This window comes from Streptomyces sp. NPDC002133 (genome assembly GCF_040296405.1).
Classification (GTDB): domain Bacteria; phylum Actinomycetota; class Actinomycetes; order Streptomycetales; family Streptomycetaceae; genus Streptomyces.
Genome location: NZ_JBEOXF010000059.1, coordinates 16,859 through 35,647 on the forward strand (window position 1 = coordinate 16,859; position 18,789 = coordinate 35,647).

At 71.2% G+C, this 18,789-nt stretch carries 16 protein-coding genes and 1 pseudogene; 12 read left to right on the plus strand and 5 right to left on the minus strand.

The window, feature by feature from the left end:
- Positions 1-69 precede the first annotated feature (69 nt).
- From ABT078_RS34615 to ABT078_RS34645, 7 genes are read left to right on the plus strand one after another with little or no spacing between them, the layout of a single operon-like run.
- Entirely contained in the window at positions 70-1,371 is a 1,302-nt protein-coding gene (locus tag ABT078_RS34615) for an MFS transporter (RefSeq protein ID WP_351234927.1), read from the plus strand.
- A gap of 11 nt (positions 1,372-1,382) precedes the next feature.
- Positions 1,383-2,738: an FAD-dependent oxidoreductase gene (locus ABT078_RS34620; RefSeq protein ID WP_351234930.1), complete on the plus strand. Its 1,356-nt coding sequence runs from the start codon at positions 1,383-1,385 to the stop codon at positions 2,736-2,738.
- On the plus strand, positions 2,735-3,925 hold the full coding sequence (locus ABT078_RS34625; protein ID WP_351234932.1) for a CaiB/BaiF CoA transferase family protein: 1,191 nt from the start codon (positions 2,735-2,737) through the stop codon (positions 3,923-3,925). Before ABT078_RS34620 ends, ABT078_RS34625 begins: the two co-directional genes overlap by 4 nt.
- A complete protein-coding gene (locus ABT078_RS34630) occupies positions 3,922-4,707 on the plus strand; it encodes an enoyl-CoA hydratase-related protein (RefSeq protein WP_351234934.1) in 786 nt (261 codons plus the stop codon). Before ABT078_RS34625 ends, ABT078_RS34630 begins: the two co-directional genes overlap by 4 nt.
- A 20-nt stretch (positions 4,708-4,727) precedes the next feature.
- Positions 4,728-5,630 (plus strand): dihydrodipicolinate synthase family protein, encoded by a 903-nt coding sequence (locus tag ABT078_RS34635; RefSeq protein ID WP_351234936.1) that lies wholly within the window; start codon positions 4,728-4,730, stop codon positions 5,628-5,630.
- Positions 5,630-6,403 carry an SDR family oxidoreductase gene (locus ABT078_RS34640; RefSeq protein ID WP_351234938.1) on the plus strand — a complete coding sequence of 258 codons (774 nt, stop codon included), beginning with the start codon at positions 5,630-5,632 and terminating at the stop codon, positions 6,401-6,403. The genes ABT078_RS34635 and ABT078_RS34640 overlap by 1 nt, the downstream gene beginning before the upstream one ends.
- Positions 6,404-6,431: 28 nt before the next feature.
- Positions 6,432-7,868, plus strand: a complete 1,437-nt coding sequence (locus tag ABT078_RS34645) for an aldehyde dehydrogenase family protein (RefSeq protein ID WP_351234941.1) — start codon at positions 6,432-6,434, stop codon at positions 7,866-7,868.
- Between the two features lie 37 nt (positions 7,869-7,905).
- On the opposite strand, the gene ABT078_RS34650 is transcribed toward ABT078_RS34645, so the two are convergent.
- The gene (locus tag ABT078_RS34650; protein ID WP_351234943.1) at positions 7,906-8,061 is read right to left on the minus strand and encodes a hypothetical protein; all 156 of its coding nucleotides are present in this window, start codon (positions 8,059-8,061) and stop codon (positions 7,906-7,908) included.
- Positions 8,062-8,112: 51 nt separating this feature from the next.
- Between ABT078_RS34650 and ABT078_RS34655 the strand changes: the two genes are divergently transcribed.
- Positions 8,113-9,729, plus strand: a complete 1,617-nt coding sequence (locus ABT078_RS34655) for a calcium-binding protein (RefSeq protein ID WP_351234945.1) — start codon at positions 8,113-8,115, stop codon at positions 9,727-9,729.
- Positions 9,730-10,022: 293 nt separating this feature from the next.
- Here ABT078_RS34655 and ABT078_RS34660 read toward each other — a convergent pair whose 3' ends face one another.
- The gene (locus ABT078_RS34660) at positions 10,023-10,610 is read right to left on the minus strand and encodes a protoglobin domain-containing protein (RefSeq protein WP_351234947.1); all 588 of its coding nucleotides are present in this window, start codon (positions 10,608-10,610) and stop codon (positions 10,023-10,025) included.
- A gap of 495 nt (positions 10,611-11,105) precedes the next feature.
- Between ABT078_RS34660 and ABT078_RS34665 the strand changes: the two genes are divergently transcribed.
- A complete protein-coding gene (locus ABT078_RS34665; protein ID WP_351234949.1) occupies positions 11,106-11,459 on the plus strand; it encodes a hypothetical protein in 354 nt (117 codons plus the stop codon).
- Between the two features lie 205 nt (positions 11,460-11,664).
- Positions 11,665-14,214: an FxSxx-COOH system tetratricopeptide repeat protein gene (fxsT, locus tag ABT078_RS34670; protein ID WP_351234951.1), complete on the plus strand. Its 2,550-nt coding sequence runs from the start codon at positions 11,665-11,667 to the stop codon at positions 14,212-14,214.
- 264 nt (positions 14,215-14,478) lie between these two features.
- Here the strand turns inward: fxsT and ABT078_RS34675 are convergent, their stop codons facing one another.
- Positions 14,479-15,051 (minus strand): GNAT family N-acetyltransferase, encoded by a 573-nt coding sequence (locus ABT078_RS34675; RefSeq protein ID WP_351234953.1) that lies wholly within the window; start codon positions 15,049-15,051, stop codon positions 14,479-14,481.
- Between the two features lie 51 nt (positions 15,052-15,102).
- On the opposite strand from ABT078_RS34675, the gene ABT078_RS34680 reads away from it, so the two are divergent.
- Positions 15,103-15,723, plus strand: a complete 621-nt coding sequence (locus tag ABT078_RS34680) for a TetR/AcrR family transcriptional regulator (protein WP_351234955.1) — start codon at positions 15,103-15,105, stop codon at positions 15,721-15,723.
- Between the two features lie 314 nt (positions 15,724-16,037).
- Here the strand turns inward: ABT078_RS34680 and ABT078_RS34685 are convergent, their stop codons facing one another.
- Positions 16,038-17,507, minus strand: coding sequence for an MFS transporter (locus ABT078_RS34685; RefSeq protein ID WP_351234965.1), 1,470 nt, complete (start codon positions 17,505-17,507; stop codon positions 16,038-16,040).
- Between the two features lie 306 nt (positions 17,508-17,813).
- Here ABT078_RS34685 and ABT078_RS34690 point away from each other — a divergent pair, with 306 nt between their 5' ends.
- Positions 17,814-18,392: a TetR/AcrR family transcriptional regulator gene (locus ABT078_RS34690; protein ID WP_351234957.1), complete on the plus strand. Its 579-nt coding sequence runs from the start codon at positions 17,814-17,816 to the stop codon at positions 18,390-18,392.
- A 171-nt stretch (positions 18,393-18,563) separates the two neighbouring features.
- On the opposite strand, the pseudogene ABT078_RS34695 reads toward ABT078_RS34690, so the two are convergent.
- Positions 18,564-18,695, minus strand: a pseudogene (locus ABT078_RS34695) (IS5/IS1182 family transposase); the annotation flags it as partial.
- Positions 18,696-18,789 lie beyond the last annotated feature (94 nt).

Below are 18,789 nucleotides of genomic sequence, written 5' to 3' on the forward strand. Positions count from 1 at the left end.
CTCGGCCCTCGGCCCGGGCGCCGGTACCGCACGGCCTCTTCCGTGCGCCTCCCCATGAGGTGCCCCACTATGGCATCACTCATCGACAGAACCTCTGTCGTTACCGGAAACTCCCTCTCCCACCGCCGCGCCCTGCTCGCTCTCGGCGGCGGCAACGCCGTCGAGTGGTACGACTGGATGGTCTACGGGCTGCTGGCCTCCTACATAGGTCCGCTCTACTTCCCGTCCGGCAACTCCGTCTCCGAGACCATGTCCGCGCTGGCCGTCTTCGCCGTCGGCTTCGCCGCCAGGCCGCTCGGCGCGATCGTCTTCGGCACCCTGGCCGACCGGATCGGCCGGCGCGCCGTCATGCTGTTCTCCATCGGCACCATGGTGCTGTCCAGCCTGGCCATCGCCCTGCTGCCCACCCATGCGAGCATCGGCGTCTGGGCCGGCGTCATCCTGCTGGTCAGCCGTATCCTGCAGGGCCTGTCCACCGGCATCGAGGCCCCGCTGAACTCCGCGTACATCGTCGAGTTGGCACCCGAGGGCAAGACCGCCCGGTTCGGCAGTGTCATCAGTGTCTACGTCCAGGCCGGCATCGTCGGCGCCTCGCTGGTCTGCTTCCTGACCACCTCGGTGGTCGCCCCCGACGCCATGGCCTCCTGGGGCTGGCGCATCCCGTTCGCGGTCGGTGCCGTCGGCGGCCTGATCTTCCTCTGGATGCGCCGCGCCCTGCCGGAGACCCTGCACGCAGACGGTGACAAGCCGGCCGAGCCGGCCCGGGTGGGCCAGGTCTGGGCCGAGGTCTGGCGGCACCGGCTGGCACTGCTGACGATCATCTTCGTGGTGGCCGGCGCCCAGGCACTCAACTACACCTGGGCCACCGGACTGCCCAACCTGGCACGCACCGTGCACCACGAGAACCCGGACACCGTCTTCCTGGTCTCCACCATCGCCGGGATCGGCGTCGCCGCGCTCTACCCGCTGGTCGGCCGGCTCGCCGACCACAACCGGATCTCGCGCACCTTCATCGTCTCCCGGCTCGCCGTGGTGCCGCTGATCTTCATCGTGCTCGCCTACCAGCAGCCCGGAATGGCCGTGTTCACCGTGGTCATGCTGGTCGGCGCCCCGGTGCTGGCCTTCACCATGGGCCTCTACAACACCGTCGCCGCCACCTTGATGCCGACCAGCTGCCGGGTCACCGGCGTCGGCCTCGGCTACGCGATCGGCGTGGCCGGCTTCGGCGGCACCGCCCCCTATCTCCTGCTGTGGCTCCAGGACCTCGGCGCCGCCTGGGCGTTCCCCGTCTACGGCGCGGTCCTGTGCCTGCTCAGCGTCCTGCTCTACGTGCTCGTCCTCCGTCGCGGCGCCGTCCGCGTCGGGAACTGAAAGGAAGCCAGATGCCCCAGACCGTCTCTCTCGACGCCGTCGAGGCACCCGTGGTCCAGCGCTCCGACGTGGTCGTGGTCGGCGGCGGACCTGCCGGGGTCAGCGCGGCTGTGGCCGCCGCCCGTACCGGGGCAAGCGTGACACTGCTGGAGCGCTACTCCGCCCTCGGCGGCCTGGCCTCCGGCGGCATGGTCCTGGTCCTCGACGACATGATCAACGGCAGCGAGATCACCGTCACCGGCATCGTCGACGAGTACGTCGAGCGGATGGCCAAGCTCGGCCTCGCCGTCTACCCGCCGGCCGAGGACCGCTACTCCTCACCCGAGATGTGGGCCAAGTGGGGCCGCTGGGGCGCCTTCGACTTCCACTCCCACACCAACCCCAAGCCGATCTGCTACGCCGTCGCCTTCGACCCCGACGGCTGGAAGCGGGTGTCCAACGACCTGGTCCGCGAGAGCGGGGTCAACCTGCGGCTGCACAGCTGGTTCTCCCGGCCGGTGGTCCAGGACGGCGCGGTGAAGGGCGTGGTCTGCGAGACCAAGTCCGGCCCGCAGGCGGTGATGGGCGATGTGGTGATCGACACCACCGGCGACATCGACGTGGCCTCCCGGGCCGGCGCCTCCTACGCCCAGGACAACTACCTGGTCACGCTGGTCTTCCGGCTCGGCGGGGTGGACACCGCGGCCGCCGAGCGCTTCGAGCAGGAGAACCCGCGCGAGGCCCGGGCAGTCAACCGCAAGATCAAGCGGATGCTGGGCGGCGCCTGGGAGCTGTGGTGGCTCAAGACTCCCGTCCCCGGCGTGGTCTGGTGCAACTGCCCGCACATGACCGGCTTCGACGGCACCGACCCGGTCTCGCTCACCGAGGCCGAGTTCGAGGCCCGGGCCCGCATCGGCGCCGTCCTCGACCACATCAAGTCCGACCTGCCCGGCTTCGGCAACGCCTACCTGCTCGACGTCGCCGAGCAGATGGGCGTCCGTCAGACCCGGCTGCTGCAGGGCGAGTACGTGGTCACCAAGGACGACGTCACCTCCCGCCGCCACTTCGCCGACAGCGTCGCCCGAGGCCGCGACTACTACACCCCCTACCGCGCCCTGCTGCCGCGCGACGTCGACCAGCTGCTGGTCGCCGGCCGGCACTACTCGGCCACCCCCGAAGCGCAGCGGATCTCCCGGGAGATCCCGCCCTGCATGGCCATGGGCCAGGCCGCCGGCATCGCCGCCGCCACCGCGGTGGAGCAGGGCGTCCTGGTCCGGGACGTGGACCCGGGCGTCATCCAGCGCCGGATGCGTGAGCAGGGCGCCGACCCCGGTGACGTCCCCGCAGAGAACGCGACCGTCGACCAGACCGAGGAGGCCGTGGCATGACCGCCGCCGCACAGCCGCTGAGCGGCATCACCGTCATCGACTTCACCCAGGTCTTCATGGGCCCGTCCTGCACCCAGCTGCTGGGCGACTACGGCGCCGACGTGATCAAGGTGGAGCGCCCCGGCACCGGCGACATCTCCCGGACCTCGATCCCGGACCCGGCCGGCCTGGACAACCCCATCTTCCTGTCGATCAACCGCAACAAGCGCAGCATCGCCATCGACACCCGCACCGACGAGGGCCGCCAGGCCGTCCAGGAGCTGGTCCGCTCCGCCGACGTCGTGGTCAGCAACTTCCGGGCCGGCGTGATGGAGCGGCTCGGCCTGGGCCACGAGGCGCTGCGGGCCGTCAACCCCAGGATCATCTGGGCCTCCGGCACCGGCTTCGGCAGCGAGGGCCCGTACGCCCACAAGGGCGGGCAGGACGCCATCGCCCAGGCGTACAGCGGAGTGATGTGGCGCCGGGTGTCCGAGGACGACCCGGTCACCCTCTACCCGACCACGCTCTGCGACTACACCACCGGCATGCACCTGCTCCAGGGCATCCTGCTGGCCCTGCTGCACCGCGACCGCACCGGCGAGGGGCAGAAGGTCGAGGTGTCGATGTACGACTCGATGCTCCACATGCAGATGCAGGAGGCCTGCCAGCAGCTCAACCGCGGATCCGAGATCAACTGGGCCGCGATGCCGCTCACCGGGGTGTTCGCCACCACCGACGGCGCCCTGATCATGGTCGGCGGTTTCAAGGCGAACCCGCTGCACCACATCAGCCGCGCCCTCGAGCTCGACGAGGACCTGGGAGAGCGCCCCGAATTCGCCACCCTCGACCTGCAGTTCGCGCACCGTCCCGAGCTGCAGCGGATCTTCGCCGAGGCGGTGGCCGGCAACACCACCGACCACTGGGTCAAGCGGCTCGAGGAGGAGGACATCCTCTGTGCCCCGGTGCGCAGTCTGGAGCAGACCCTCGACGACGAGCAGACCGCGGTCAACAAGATGATCGTCGAGATGGACCACCCGGTCGCCGGCCGGATCCGCGCCCTCAACGCCCCGCTGCACCTCTCCGCCGCCCCCGCCGAGGTCCGCCGGGTCCCGCCACGGCTCGGCGAGCACGGCGCCGAGGTGCTCGGCGAACTCGGCTACACCGCCGAGCAGATCGAGGTGCTTCGCGAGAAGGGGGTACTGCGGTGACCGACGAGGTCCGCTACGTACGGGACGGGCACATCGCCCGGGTCACCATCGACCGCCCCGCGGTGCTCAACGCGGTGGACGTGAAGACCAACGCCCGGCTCAACGAGATATGGGACGGGATCGAGGCCGACCCCGAGGTGCGGGTGGTCGTCGTCACCGGCGCCGGAGAGCGGTCGTTCTGCGTGGGCGCCGACATGTCCGCCGACGCGGTGGACAAGACCGGACTGGAGTACTGGGCCGGCCTCGACCCCAACGGTTTCGGCGGGCTCGGCCTGCGCACCACCCTGGACGTCCCGGTGATCGCCAGGGTCAACGGCTACGCCCTGGGCGGCGGCATGGAGATGGTCCTCGGCTGCGACATCGTCGTCGCCGCCGACCATGCCCGGTTCGGCCTCACCGAGCCCCGGGTCGGCCGCATCCCGCTGGACGGCGGGGTCTTCCAGCTGGTGCGCCGGCTGCCGCACACCCAGGCCATGGGGCTGCTGCTCACCGGCCGCCGCGCCTCCGCCACCGAACTGCACCGCATGGGGCTGGTCAACGAGGTCGTCCCGGCCGAGCAGTTGGACGAGGCCGTCGACCGCTGGGCCGCCGACATCCTCGCCTGCGCCCCGACCTCGCTGCGCGCCATCAAGCAGATGGTCCAGCGCGGCGGCGGGCTGTCCCCGCAGGACGCCCACAAGCTCCGCACCCCGGCGCTGATGGCGGCGCTGGACAGTGAGGACGCCAAGGAAGGCGTGCTCGCCTTCCAGCAGAAGCGGCCGCCGGCCTGGCCGGGACGATGAGGGGAGCGGGGAGCCCACTGATGCCTGAGAATCCCGAAAAGCTCGCACCCGGAGTGTGGGGCGTGGTCGCCACGCCCTTCCTCGGCTCCGCCCTCGAGGTGGACGACACCGGCCTGGCCCGGCTGGTCGAACACTACGAACGGATCGGCACCACCGGTCTGACCGTGCTCGGAGTCTTCGGCGAGGCCGCCCGGCTCTCCGCCGAGGAGCGCCGCACGGTGCTGGAGACGGTGGTCGGCACGGTCGACCTGCCCCTGGTCGTCGGGGTCACCGGACTTGCCACCGCACCGGTGCTGGAGGAGGCCCGGCTGGTCCGCGACGTGGTCGGGGACCGCCTCGCCGGACTCATGGTGCAGGTCAACTCCCCCGATCCGCAGGTGGCTGCGGCCCACCTCAACGCGGTCCACGACGCCACCGGCGCCGGGATCGTGGTCCAGGACTACCCGGAGACCAGCCGGGCCACCATCCGCACCGCAGACCTGGTCCGCGCCGTCCGCGCCGTCCCCTCGGCGGTCGCGGTGAAGGCCGAGGCACCGCCCACCCCGGCGGCCGTCGCCAGGCTCACCGCCGCACTCGACATTCCGGTCTTCGGCGGCCTGGGCGGGCTGGGCCTGCTCGACGAACTGGCGGCCGGCGCCGCCGGGGCGATGACCGGCTTCTCCTGCCCCAAGGGCCTGATCGCCTGTGTCGAGGCCTGGCGCAGCGGCGGCTACGACGCGGCCCGGGAGGCCTATCTGCCGTACCTGCCGCTGGTCAACTTCGAGGCGCAGGCCGGGATCGGGCTGGCGCTGCGCAAGGAGGCCATCCGCCGGCGCGGCCTGATCATGGAGTCGGGCGTCCGGCCGCCGGCCGCGCAGCTGCCCGAGGCCCTGATCCCGCAGCTGGAGCAGCACCTCGCCGCGCTGCCCAAGGAGGTGCGCTGATGGACCTCGGCATCCGCGGCCGGGTCGCCGTGGTCGCCGCCTCCACCGGCGGCCTGGGCCGGGCGGTCGCCGAAGCGCTGGCCGCCGAGGGCGCCTCGGTCGTCTTGGCCGGGCGGCGCGGTGACCTCGCCAAGGAGATCGCCACCGGGCTGCCGGACTCGGTCGGCGTCCAGGTCGACCTCACCGCCCCGGACGGGCCGCAGGCGCTGGTCGAGGCGGCCCGCGAGGCGTACGGCGATCCCGACATCCTGGTCCTCAACGGACCAGGACCGCGGCCCGGCACCGCCGTCGGCCTGGACACCGGCGACCTCGCCACTGCCGTGGACGCGCTGCTGCTGGCCCAGCAGCGGCTCGTGGCGCTGACCTTGCCCGCGATGCGCCGGCGCGGGTGGGGACGCATCCTGGCCATCGGCTCCAGCGGGATCGCCGAGCCACTGCCCGGCCTGGTGCTCTCCAACGCCGGACGGGCCGCCCTCGCCGCCTACCTGAAGACCCTCGCCGCCGAGGTGGCGGCCGACGGAATCACCGTCAACCTGCTGCTGCCCGGCCGGATCGCCACCGACCGGGTGGCGGCACTGGACGCCGCGCGGGCCGAACGCGAACAGCGCCCGGCCGCCGAGGTCGAGGCCGCCTCGCGGGCTGCGATCCCCGCCGGACGGTACGGCACCCCCGCCGAGTTCGCCGCGGCCGCCGCCTTCCTCTGCGGCGCCCCCGCCTCGTACATCACCGGGATCGCGCTGCGCTGCGACGGCGGCCTGGTCCGCAGCCTGTGAATCCCCGACTTCCCAAGGAACCACACCCATGAGCACTGTGCAGATCCCCAACCTCATCGACGGCGAGGAGGTCTTCGGCGAGGGCCTCGAGCGGTACAACCCGGCGGACCCTGCCGAACTGGTCGCCGTGGCCCCGGCCTCCGGCGCCGAGGCCGTCGACGCGGCCGTGGCGGCCGCCGCCGCTGCCCAGCCGGGATGGGCGGCACTGCCCGCCCCGGCGCGCGGCGCGATCCTGCTGGACGCGGCCGAGATCCTGCGCGGCCGCCACGAGGAGGCCGCCCGCGACCTGGTCCGGGAGGAGGGCAAGACGCAGGCCGAGGCCCGCGGCGAAGTCCGGCGGGCCATCGACGTCCTGCGCTTCTTCGGCTCCGAAGGCTGGCGGCTCGGCGGGCAGATGCTGCCCAGCTCGCTCCCCGACACGATGGTCCACACCCGCCGGGAGCCGGTCGGGGTCGTGGGACTGATCACCCCGTGGAACTTCCCGATCGCCATCCCCGCCTGGAAACTGGCGCCCGCGCTGATCGGCGGCAACGCGGTGGTGCTCAAGCCCGCCGAGCTCACCCCGGTCTCCACCCGCCAACTCACCGAGGCCCTGGTCCGGGCCGGCCTCCCCGCCGGGGTGCTCAACGTGGTGCACGGCTCCGGCCCGGTGGCCGGCAACGCCCTGGTCCGCGACCCCCGCGTGGCGGCGGTCTCCTTCACCGGCTCCACCGCGGTCGGCATGCGCATCGAGCGCGCGGTGCAGGAGCGCCGCGGCCGGGTGCAGGTGGAGATGGGCGGCAAGAACGCCTTGGTGGTACTGGACGACGCCGACGTCGAACAGGCCGCGCGGATCGCCGCGGCGGGCGGCTTCGGCCTCACCGGCCAGGCCTGCACCGCCTCCTCCCGGGTGATCTGCACCCCGGGCGTGTACGACGACTTCGTCGCCGCACTCGCCAAGGAGGCGGCGCGCTACCGCCCGGGCGACGGCCTGGCCGACGGCACCCTGATGGGCCCGGTGGTGAGCGAGCAGCAACTGGCCACGGTCATCGCCGCCATCGAGCAGGCCAGGGCCGAGGGCGCGAGCGTCGCCGCGGGCGGCGAGGCCCCCGAGGGCCTGATGCTCGCCCCGACCGTGCTCACCGGCCTGGGCCGGCGGAGCGCGGCCGCGCGCGAGGAGATCTTCGGCCCGGTGGTCGCGGTCCTGTCCGCGGCGGACCTGGACGACGCGATCGACCTGGTGAACGACTCCCGCTACGGCCTGGCCGCGGGCATCTGCACCCGCAGCCTGGCCGCCGCCCAGCGCTTCGCCGCGGCCGTCCGCGTGGGCGTGGTCAAAGTCAACCGCCCGACCACCGGCCTGGATCTCAACGTCCCGTTCGGCGGCGTCGGCGACTCCTCCAGCAACACCTTCCGCGAGCAGGGCGCGGTCGCGGTGGACTTCTTCACCTGGTCCAAGTCGGTCTACCTCGGCTGGGAGGGCTAGCGATCGATTCCTAGGGATCGGCCGCAGCCATGACTGATCAGGCGCTGCCGGGCACGGCTTGGCCGAATCCATGACGCGCCATCAGGGTGACACGCAGTGCGGTGGTTGTGGCGTCCCTGGTCGGCGCGCCGTCCTCCTGCAGTCTGCCTGAGCGGGTGCACGGGGTGTCCGCGAGGAATACCGTCACCGGCATGACCGCTGGATGCGGGGGCGCGTGGCGGCCCGACCATGAAAGGCAGCTTGCATGGCCATGCCCACGGTCTTTTCCGACCTGCTCTTCGCGTTCAGACGCCGTACCAGACGTGCCCCAGGCCGGCGGCGGCCGAGAAGCAGCCGGGCCGGGGCGGTAGCAGCCCTGGGCGCGGCGCTCGTGCTGGTCTGCCCCGGGGTTGCGCTGGCCGCCCCGGGAGACCTGGATCCCACCTTCGGCACCGACGGCAAGGTGACCACCGACTTCGGCGGCAACTCCGACTTGGCTTTCGCGGTGGCGGTGCAGGCTGACGGCAGGATCGTCACCGCCGGCGAGAGCGGCTTGGGCGGCATCGGCGACTTCGCGCTGGCGCGTTACAACACCGACGGCAGTCTGGACACTACTTTCGGCACCGACGGCAGGGTCACCACCGACTTCGCCGGCAACGACGGGGCTTTCGCGGTGGCGGTGCAGGCCGACGGCAGGATCGTCGCCGCCGGCGAGAGCTTCTCGGGCGTCACCTTCCCCGACTTCGCGCTGGCGCGTTACAACACCGACGGCAGTCTGGACACCACTTTCGGCACCGACGGCAAGGTCACCACCGACTTCACCGGCAACATCGACGACGCTTTCGCGGTGGCGGTGCAGGCCGACGGCAGGATCATCGCCGCCGGCCGGAGCGTCTCGGGCTTCAGTAACAACTTCGCGCTGGCCCGCTACAACACCGACGGCAGTCTGGACACCACCTTCGACACCGACGGCAAGGTCACCACGAGCTTCGGTGGCAACTCCGACTTGGCTTTCGCGGTGGCGGTGCAGGCGGATGGCAGGATCGTCGCCGCCGGCGAGAGTTTCTCGGGCGTCAGCAACGACTTCGCGCTGGCGCGTTACAACACCGACGGCAGTCTGGACACCACTTTCGACACCGACGGCAAGGTCACCACGAGCTTCGGTGGCAACTCCGACTTGGCTTCCGCGGTGGCGGTGCAGGCCGACGGCAAGATCATCGCCGCCGGCCTCAACTCCTCGGTTGGCACCGACGACTTCGCGCTGGCCCGCTACAACACCGACGGCAGTCTGGACACCACCTTCGACACCGACGGCAAGGTCACCACTGACTTCGCCGGCAACCTCGACTGGGCTCGCGCGGTGGCGGTGCAGGCCGACGGCAAGATCGTCGCCGCCGGCCAGAGCTTCTCGGGCGACAGCCTCGACTTCGCGCTGGCCCGCTACCAGAGCAGCGACGGTGCCCCCGCCGGCGTGGACGTGTCCGTCACCAAGACCGGGCCGACCACCGCCGAGCTGGGCGATCACATCTCCTACACCGTGACGGTGACCAACACCAGCACCACCGACTCGGCCACCGGCCTCACGCTGTCCGACACCCTCACCGGACCCGGTCACCTATGGTCCGCCACGGCCAGTCAGGGCACCTGCACCAGAACATCCACCAGTGCCTCCTGCACCCTGAACACCCTCGCTCCCGGCGCCGGCGCCACGGTGACCGTCGTCGTCGAACCCACTTCCACCGGCACTGTCTCCGACGCCGCCACGGCGCAGGCCACGGAAGCCGACCCCGTGGCAGACAACAACACCGCCACCGCGATCACCACCGTGAACCCGAAGGGCTGTCGCCCGGGTGAGTACGAGGCGTGCAAGAAGGCCGGGTGAGCCCAAGCCAAGGTGCGATTTTGAAGCTCTGAGCCGTGGGCACCAGCCTGGATCCTTCGTGACGGCCCGCCAGTTCGTCTGGCGGGCCGTTTCGGCTTGTCGGGTTTTGAACATCCGTCGCCGCAGTGCATGCGCGCAGCCGATCCCCTGGAATCAGTCATCCAGTCGACGTCCGACGCGACTCAGGCCCCGGACATCCGAAGGCCGCCGAGCTCAACCGCCCCCTCACAGGTCTTGCGACAGGGGTGATGAGCGTGCGAGCCGGATGATCGGGTACCCCGCCGAGGGGCCGGCTACCAGCCTTGGGGTACGTAGGGGCGGGTCCAGAGCGCGACCTGCAAGGTGACGGCCTTGAACCATGCCTGGTACATGGCCTCCACTTCCTCTTCGGAGTGGCTGCCGGCGGTCAGGAAGGGCCGAATGGTCGCGGTGATGGGGTAGATGAAGGCCACGAGGTAGCGCATCGACACGTTCGGTACGGAGTCCACTTCGTCGGTCCGGTTCTTCTTCTCCGGTGTGTGGCGTACGGCGATCTCCTCCTGGTAGGCCAGCCAGGTGGCGTCGTACGGCCGCGTGCAGGTGTCCTCGATCCACTTGCCGAAACGTGGGCGCACCGCGTCGAGATAGGCCTGGATGGGCTCTCCTGCGGGCGTGGAGAAGTAGGCCACGAGGTGCTCGTGTGATCCCACGAAGCCGTACCAGACGTCGAGCACCTCTTCGACCTGGTCCTTCAGGACGTCCCAGGCGTGGCGCAGCGCGGCCTCGTCGGCCTCGCCGAACAGGACGGCGGCCTTCAGCCTGTCGAGGTCTTCCAGCGCCACCGGCGATGCCGGAAGGTCCGGGTCACCGAATCGGTAGCCCGGAATGGTCCCCTTGCTCATTGCTGCCTCCAGACGTTCGGAAGACCCTTTGCGAACCTAGGCCGGGCTGCCGCTTGCCGCCATCGCTGGCGGCCATCAGTGGTTCTCGGCAGGCCACAGGCCCCGCAGCGCCGGCGTGACGTCTCCCCCCAGCCCCACCACTGACGGTGACGGGGCACGCGCGGCACCTGGGGTCGCCTTGGGAGTTGCGGACTTCGGCGTACCAGCTGGCTGAAGGGGCACCACCGGTCGGCGCTCTGGCATGCCGACCGGGCGTCGTCGGCGCCGGAGCAGCGCCAACGCTGTCCCGCCGCGGCCCGGACGCCGCATAGGACCACGGCGGCTGTCCCGACGGGCACTTCGCCGTCCCTCCACGCAGATGCGCTGAGGCCACCGGTGTCGGCCCATGCGCGCTGCGGCGACGCATCCTGTTACGGGCCAAAGCAACACGCCACAATGGGCAGTGGCAGACCGTCAGCCGACTGGCGGTCATGAGCTTTGAGGTGAGGGGGCGACATGTCGCAGGGGTGGAAGATCACGGTCATCGTGCTGGCAGCGGCCGGAGTCATCTCCACGCCGCTGATCTGGCTGCTGGACAGCCCCGATGCGGGACAGATGGTCGGGGCCTCCATCCAGGCAGGCGTCGGCATCGCGGCCCTGGTCTGGGCGCTGCTCCAGCACCCGGGCAACCGCACCGACGACACGGCCTTGCGGACGGGACAGGCCCGCGCCAGCCGCGGGGGAAAAGCCGTCAGCGGTGTGAAGCGCCCACAGGGCAAGGGCAGCGGATCGGCGAAGGCGGAGAGGACCGGAAACGCCACCGCCACCGGCGACGGCAGTAACGCTGTCGCCGGCATCGACTACACCTGAACAGTCCGGTGTACGGATCAAGGCAGGGGGGAACGGCCGCGTGGGCAGAGGACACAAGCGCCCAGAGGGCCCCATGGACACCGCCGATGGGCGGGTAGCGGTAACCGACACCGGCAACGCGTCGGCAGCGTTCGGAGCCACGGCGGTGACCGGCTACCGCGGACCGGTACCAGGGTCCGGCGGTCCCCCCACTGGCTCGGTACGGGTGTCCGGGACCGGGGCCGCGCACGCCACCGAGGGCGGGCTCGCCAACGCCGGATACATCCACCAGGTGAGCGCCGAGCAGCTGACCATGGTGCAGCAACACGGCCCCCGGGAACCAGCCACCTGGCCGCACCAGGTCGGCGTCATACCCTCGCGGGCCCAGTTCTTCCAGCACCGTGCCGAGGTGGAACGACTGCGGTCGGCGATCGAGGGTGGCGGCACCGCTGTGCTGGGCCAGGTTCTGACCGGCATGGGCGGGGTGGGCAAGACCCAGCTCGCCGCCGACTACGCCCGCACTGCCTGGGACGACGACACCGTGGACGTCCTGGTGTGGATCACAGCGAGCGCCCGCTCGCCAGTAGTCACCGGATACGCCCAAGCCGGCGTGGAACTGTCTCGTGCCGATCCCAATGACCCGCAGCAGGCCGCACAGGCCTTCCTGGCCTGGTTGACGCCGAAGGCCGGAGCGGTCTCGTGCCGTTGGCTGATCGTCCTGGACGACGTCGCCGATCCCGATGACCTGGTCGGCCTATGGCCGCCTCCCAGCCCATACGGGCGGACCTTGGTCACCACCCGCCGCCGCGACGCTGCTCTGACCGGGGACGGCCGTCACCTGGTCGAGCTCGGCCTTTTCAGCGAAGCCGAAGCCGTGGCCTATCTCACCGAATCCCTTGCCAACCACGGCCGGCACGAGCCCGCTGATCAGCTCACCGCCCTGGCCTCCGACCTCGGGTACCTGCCTCTTGCCCTTGCCCAGGCTGCCGCTTACCTCATCGACTCCGGTGAAGGCACAGCCGCGTACCGGGAACTCCTGGCCGACCGCGCCACCACACTCGCCGATGCCGCCCCCGACCGGCTCCCCGACGAACAGGACAGCCCCCTTGCCGCCGCCTGGTCCCTGTCCATCGAACGTGCTGATGCCCTGCGGCCCTTTGGCCTGGCTCGCCCCATGCTCCACCTTGCCGCCCTGCTCGACGCCAACGGCATCCCCCAGGCCGTCCTTGCCAGCGAGCCCGCCCTCACCCACCTCGCGCCGCACCGCACCCGAACCGGCCAGGACCGAAGCGCAGAACCGAGCCCGGTATCCACCCGGGAGGCAAAGCTCGCGTTGCGGGCACTGCATCGGCTCAGCCTCGTCGACTACGCCCCCGACCAGGCCGTACGCGTCCACCAACTCATCCAGCGCGCCGCCCGCGACACCCTCACCCCCGACCAGCACCACCATTACGCCCGCACCGCCGCAGACGCCCTGCTGGCGGCCTGGCCCGAGATCGAACGCGACACCGCCCTCGCCCAAGCCCTCCGCGCCAACACCACCGCCCTCACCACGTGCGCCGAAGACGCTCTGTATCGGCCTGACGCCCACGCAGTGCTGTATCAGGCCGGTCGAAGCCTCGGTGAAAGCGGCCAGGCGGCGACAGCGGTCCGTTACTTCCAGCACCTGTCCGACACCACCACGCACCGCTTCGGTCCCGATCACCCCGACACACTTACCGCCCGGTACCTGCTTGCCTACTGGCGGGGGGAGGCGGGGGATGTGAGCGGGGCCGCGGCTGCCACTGAGCAAGTGCTGCACGACATGACGCGGCTCCTGGGCGACGAGCACCCCGACCTTCTCACCATCCGCGGCAACCTCGCCCACTGGTGGGGGGAGGCCGGGGATCCGGCCGGGGCTGCGGAGGTCCTTGCCGACCTGCTCGACGACGAACTGCGCGTGCTGGGCCCGGACGACCTCGAAACCCTCAGCACCCGCAGGTACCTCGCCCGGTGGCGGGGGGAGGCGGGCGATGCGCAGGGTGCCGCCGCCGCGTTGGCTGAGCTGCTGGCCGACGAACTGCGGGTGCTGGGCCCTGACCACCCCGAAACCCTGGAGACGCGAAACCTCCTCGCCTGGTGGCGGGGGATGGCGGGCGATGCGGAGGGTGCCGCCGCCGAGTTCGCCGAGCTGGTGGCCGACCGTGTGCGGGTGCTGGGCCCGGACGACCCCGCCACACTCACCGCCCGGCAACACCTGGCCACATGGCAGAAGAACGCGGGGAATCCAGCCGGGGCTGCGGTGGCCTTGGCAGACCTACTCGAGGATCAGCTGAGGGTGTTGGGACCGGACCACCCCTACACCCTGAATGCCCGAGGTGAACTTGCCAAGTCGCGGGGGATGGCAGGGGATCCAGCCGGTGCCGCCGCCGCGTTGGCCGAACTGGTGGCCGACCGGGTGCGGGTGCTGGGTCCGGACCATCCTGACGCTTTCACCACCCTGGGCAACCTCGCGCACTGGCGAGCGGAGGCAGGGGACGCGGCGGGTGCCGCGAGGGCGTACGAGGAGTTCATCCCCGACTTGGTGCGGACGCTCGGCGAGGCCCACCCCGCCACACTCACCGCCCGGCACAACCTTGCGCACTGGCGGGGTGAGGCCGGAGATGCGGCCGGCGCCGCGACGGCACTCACCGAACTTCTGCCCGAGCTGGAACGGGAGCTGGGCGCAGACCACTCCCTCACTCTCGCCGCCCGGCACAACATCGCCTTCTGGCGGGAAGCACTCACGAACGGGTGACGACACCCCTGACCCCGGCGCGGAGGCACGTCCGCCGAGAGGATCGGACTATGCCAAAGGGAAATGACACTCCTCGGGGCGAGGGCCGCCCCGACGCGCCCCGCAACGCCCAACCACATGAATACGCCCGACCACGGGAAGAGGAGATCGCCCGGATAGTGCGCCTGGGCGAGCGGGAGGGCGAGCTGCGCCCGCCGCTACCCACCGGTGACCGAGGTGAGCGAGCACCAACGCCGGCGCAGTGCTGCGTCGGCGCGTTCAAGATCAGTTCCAGGAGCTCCGACTCGTCGTCGGCCCGGCTCGCCATTCGGGGGCGAGGATCGCCCAGATCTGCTTGTCGTGGCGGATGCCGCCGACGGGCCAGGACTGGCGCTGCACCCCTTCGAGTGTCATGCCGAGCCGCTTGGCCACCGCGGCGCTTCGCTCGTTGTCGGCTCGGCAGTGCCATTCGGCGCGGTGCGCGCCCCGGTCGGTGAAGGCCCAGTCGAGCAGGGCGCTGCACGCCTCCGTGACCAGACCGCGCCCCTCGGCGGCCGGCTCCAGCCAGCAGCCGATCTCGCAGGAGCCCGAAGCGGCGTCGAAGTCCGTGAACATCACGCCGCCCACCAGCGTGCCGTCGAGCCAGATGCCGTAGAGGCGGGCGCCGTCAGCGGCCTTGCGCTCGGCATACCGGCGCAGTGTGCCCCGTGCCCCGTCGAGGTCGTCGGTGACGAAGCTCGGCCCGACCCACGGTCGGATGTGTTCGCGAGCCCGGTCGAGGTGGGCGGCGAACTCCGCGGCGTGCCAGATCTCCAGCGGACGGAGGCGGGCATCGTCCCGTAGAGGGAGGGAGAACATCAATGACCCCACATTCACATAACAAGCGTTACGGCTATGTACCGTAGCAGCATGTCACGCACCAAGGGAGACCACGAGGCCCGTCGCCGCGACGTCTCGGAGGCGGTCTGGCGGGTGTTGGCCGCGTACGGTTTCGGCGGGCTGACCCTGCGCGCCGTCGCCGCCGAGCTCGGCGCCACCACCGGCCTGCTCACCCACTACTTCCCCGTCAAGCGCGACCTGGTCGTGTATGCCCTCGACCTGCTCGCGGAGCGAACCGCCGCGCGCCCCCGGAAGGCCGGCGGACAAGGCCTGGCCGCCCTGAGGGTCGCTCTGCTCGGTGTCCTGCCGCTGACCGCCGACGCCACCGCCGGCAACCGGATCTGGGTGTCATCCTGGGACACCTCGCTCGCCGACCCCGCCTTGAGCGCCGACTACGCCCGCAAGTACGCGCAGAGCCGCCTCAAGCTGCGCGACCTGGTCGCCGCGGCCCAACGGCTCGGCGAACTGCCGGCCGGAGACCCGGCGCACATCGCGGCCGGCGCCCAGTCCTTCGTGCTCGGCCTGACGGTGCAGGCCCTGTTCGACCCCACGGCGTTCCCACCCCATCGCCAGGTCGAGCTCCTTGACGACTACCTGGCGTCCCTGACCTGCCCGCCCTCGTCCCGCGGCGATCACACGGTCTCCGGCTGACGACCGAGCCTCCTCGAAGAGCTGCCCAGGACTCGCGACCCGACTCCGGTCGTCCGCTTCGCGGACGCGCACCAGCTCGAGTGCTCGGATCTGCCGACCGGCGCGCTCGCCCGCCGGCTCAAGGGATCAGTCGCGGCGTCTGTGACCGGGCGCTTCGGCCGGCGGGTATTGCCGACTGGCGCACTCATGCGCGCGTTTCGCGAACGACGTGAGGCCACGACGACAACCCCCATGGGCCGAGGCGCCGCCCTCGGCCCGACACGAACGGCCACACCGTGCGGTCCTGGGCGAGTGTCGGGCGCTGGGCATCGGCGTCAGCTCCGGGCGCTGGGCGTGACGGCCTGACGCTCCACATGTGACGCCTCGGCGGAGGTGATGGCCATGCCGGGGGTACGGGCGCGACGCGTGACCGGAACGAGGAGCGAGGCCAGGGCTGCGCCGAGGAGGAGCAGGGCCAGCAGGCTGAACCCGTTGGTGTAGCCGGAGCCGTAGGGAAGGCCCGAGGGCTGCAGGTGGCTGGTCACCAGGACGCTGGTCACTGCCGCGCCTATGGATCCGCCGATGGTGCGGATGTTGGCGTTCATTCCGGTTGCGGCGCCGGTCTGCTCGGCCGGGACGCTGCCCACGATCAGGTTGGCCATCGAGGCGAAGGCCAGTCCGATGCCGAAGCCGAAGACGCCTGCGACGAGGGCCACCTGCCACGGCCGGTCGTGCCAGACCGCGAGGAAGCCGCAGGCGATCGCGCCGAGCGCGGCACCGGCGGTGAGCAGCTTCTTCGCTCCGAGGACGGGCTCCAGGCGGCCGCTCAGCACACCGGAGAGGAACATCGCGACCAGCATCGGCAGCATGAGCAGCCCGGCCGTGGTGACGCTCGCGCCGAATCCGTAGCCCGCGGAGCTCGGGGTCTGGACGAAGGCGGGGAGGAAGGACCAGATCGCGTACATGCCCGCGCCGAACAGCAGCCCCGCGAGGTTGGTGGTCCACACCGCGGGCAGCCGCATGATGCGCAGGTCGATCAGCGGGGAGCGGGAACGCGCCTCGGCGAGCAGCCACAGCGCGAAGAGCACCACGGCGGCGGTGAAGAGGCCGATCACCCGGGCCGACGTCCAGCCCCAGTTGGTGGCCTGGCTGAGGGGCAGCAGTAGAGCTACCAGCCATCCCGAGAGCAACGCGGCGCCGAGCCAGTTGACGCGTCCCTTGGCCCGGCTGGGCGACTCCGGGATGAAGCGGAGGGCGATCAGCGCGGTGACCGCGACGATGCCGACCGGGAGCCAGAACAGCCAGCGGTAGTCGAGCGCGGACACGATGGGGCCGGCTGCCACGATGCCGACGCCGCCGCCCGCGGCGATCACGGCGGACAGGTTGCTGATGCTGGGGCTCACCTCGGCCGCGGCGAACTCGTCGCGGATGATGCCGAAGGACAGTGGGAACAGTGCGCCGCCGATGCCCTGGACGACCCGGGCGAGGATCAGGACGCCGATCGTCGGTGCGAGCGCGGCGAGCAGGCAGCCGAGTGTCAGGGCCACCAGCACGGCGACGAGTGTGCGCTTCTTGCCGATCAGGTCGCCGACCCGTCCGAGGATCGGCGTGAAGATCGAGGCGGACAGCAGGTATGCCGTCATCACCCAGGTTGCGGTGGACTGTGAGGTGTTCATGGCGTGCTGGACGGTCGGCAGGGCCGGCGCGATCAGCGACTGGAGCATGGAGAACACGCCTGCACCGGTCGCGAGGACCACGAAGGTGAGACGGGTGGAGGTGCGGGCACGGGTGGAGGTGCGGGGCATGTAGAGCCTTCCGAACAGGATGCGGCCGAGGTCATCCGGCCGCGGTCGTACGGGCTGGGCGGGCTGCAGGGCAGCGGTGGGGGAGTCCGGCGCCGGCTCGGGGCGGTCGCCGAGGATTCGGTTGATCGGCCGTGCGGGGCAGTGCACGGCGGAGTATGTGATCAGGCAGGGGCACGAGCGCCTCGGCGATGCGTGCCGCGACACGTCTCGACCGGGAGCGCACCCCGACTGGTAAAGTGGAGGTATGCCTCCACTGTAGCGGAGGTGACCCTCCACTTCAACTTGTCGCCGGCCCGGGAGGCAGCAGTGACAGCCCAGCCGTTCCCCGTCAGCGAGATCGTCGCGTCCCAGCGCCCGCACCGCAGGGACGCCGCACGCAACTACGACGCCCTGCTCGCCGCCGCACGCGAGGCCTTCGCGGAGAACGGCGCTGAGGCGTCACTGGAGGACATCGCCCGCCGCGCGGGCGTCGGCATCGGCACGCTGTACCGAAACTTCCCCACCCGCCGCCACCTCTTCGAGAGCGTCTACGCGGACGAGGTGAACGCCCTCTGTCGGGTGGCGCAGGAGGTCGCAGAGCTGGAGCCGTGGGAGGCACTGACCTCGTGGCTGTGCCGGTTCGTCGACTACAGCGTGACCAAGCGGGCCATCCGCGAGGCGCTGAGCAACGAGTCGGACATCTTCCTGGCCTGCCGCGAATCGATGTACCAGGCCGGCGGCCCGCTCTTCGAGCGCGCACAGAAGGCCGGGCAGGCACGTGCGGACATGGCCTTCGACGACCTGCTGCGGATGGTCGCCGGGATCACCGCAACGAAATTCCCCGACGACGCACAGCGCGACCGCGTCCTGGCGATCGCTCTGGACGGGGTGCGGGCGGCGCGCTGACGCGCGCATGCGACTCGTTGGGCGGGTGAGCGGTCGCAAACCCCGCCTCCCGGCGCCACCGACACGTCAGGAACATCCGACGCCAGCGCCCCCGACAGGCGACCGGCGGGAGGGACGATCAGTCGCGGCCGGCTGCCCAGCTCGGCTCGACCCGCCTGCGACATGAGATGGCTTCGACTGATCGGCGGCCGTGCGGTCACGCGTGGGCACCAGGGTGCCGTCCACCACGATGAGCACGGCGTCCGTTCGGAACCGATTGTGCGGCTGCAGCGCGAGACGCGGACCGATCTGGTCGATGATGCGGTCGACGCCATCACCGTGATCACACCAGGCAGCCGTGGTCATTCCGCTCGGCTCCTCCGCCCCGGAAATGGCAGGTCTTGGCGGAGCCGGCAGT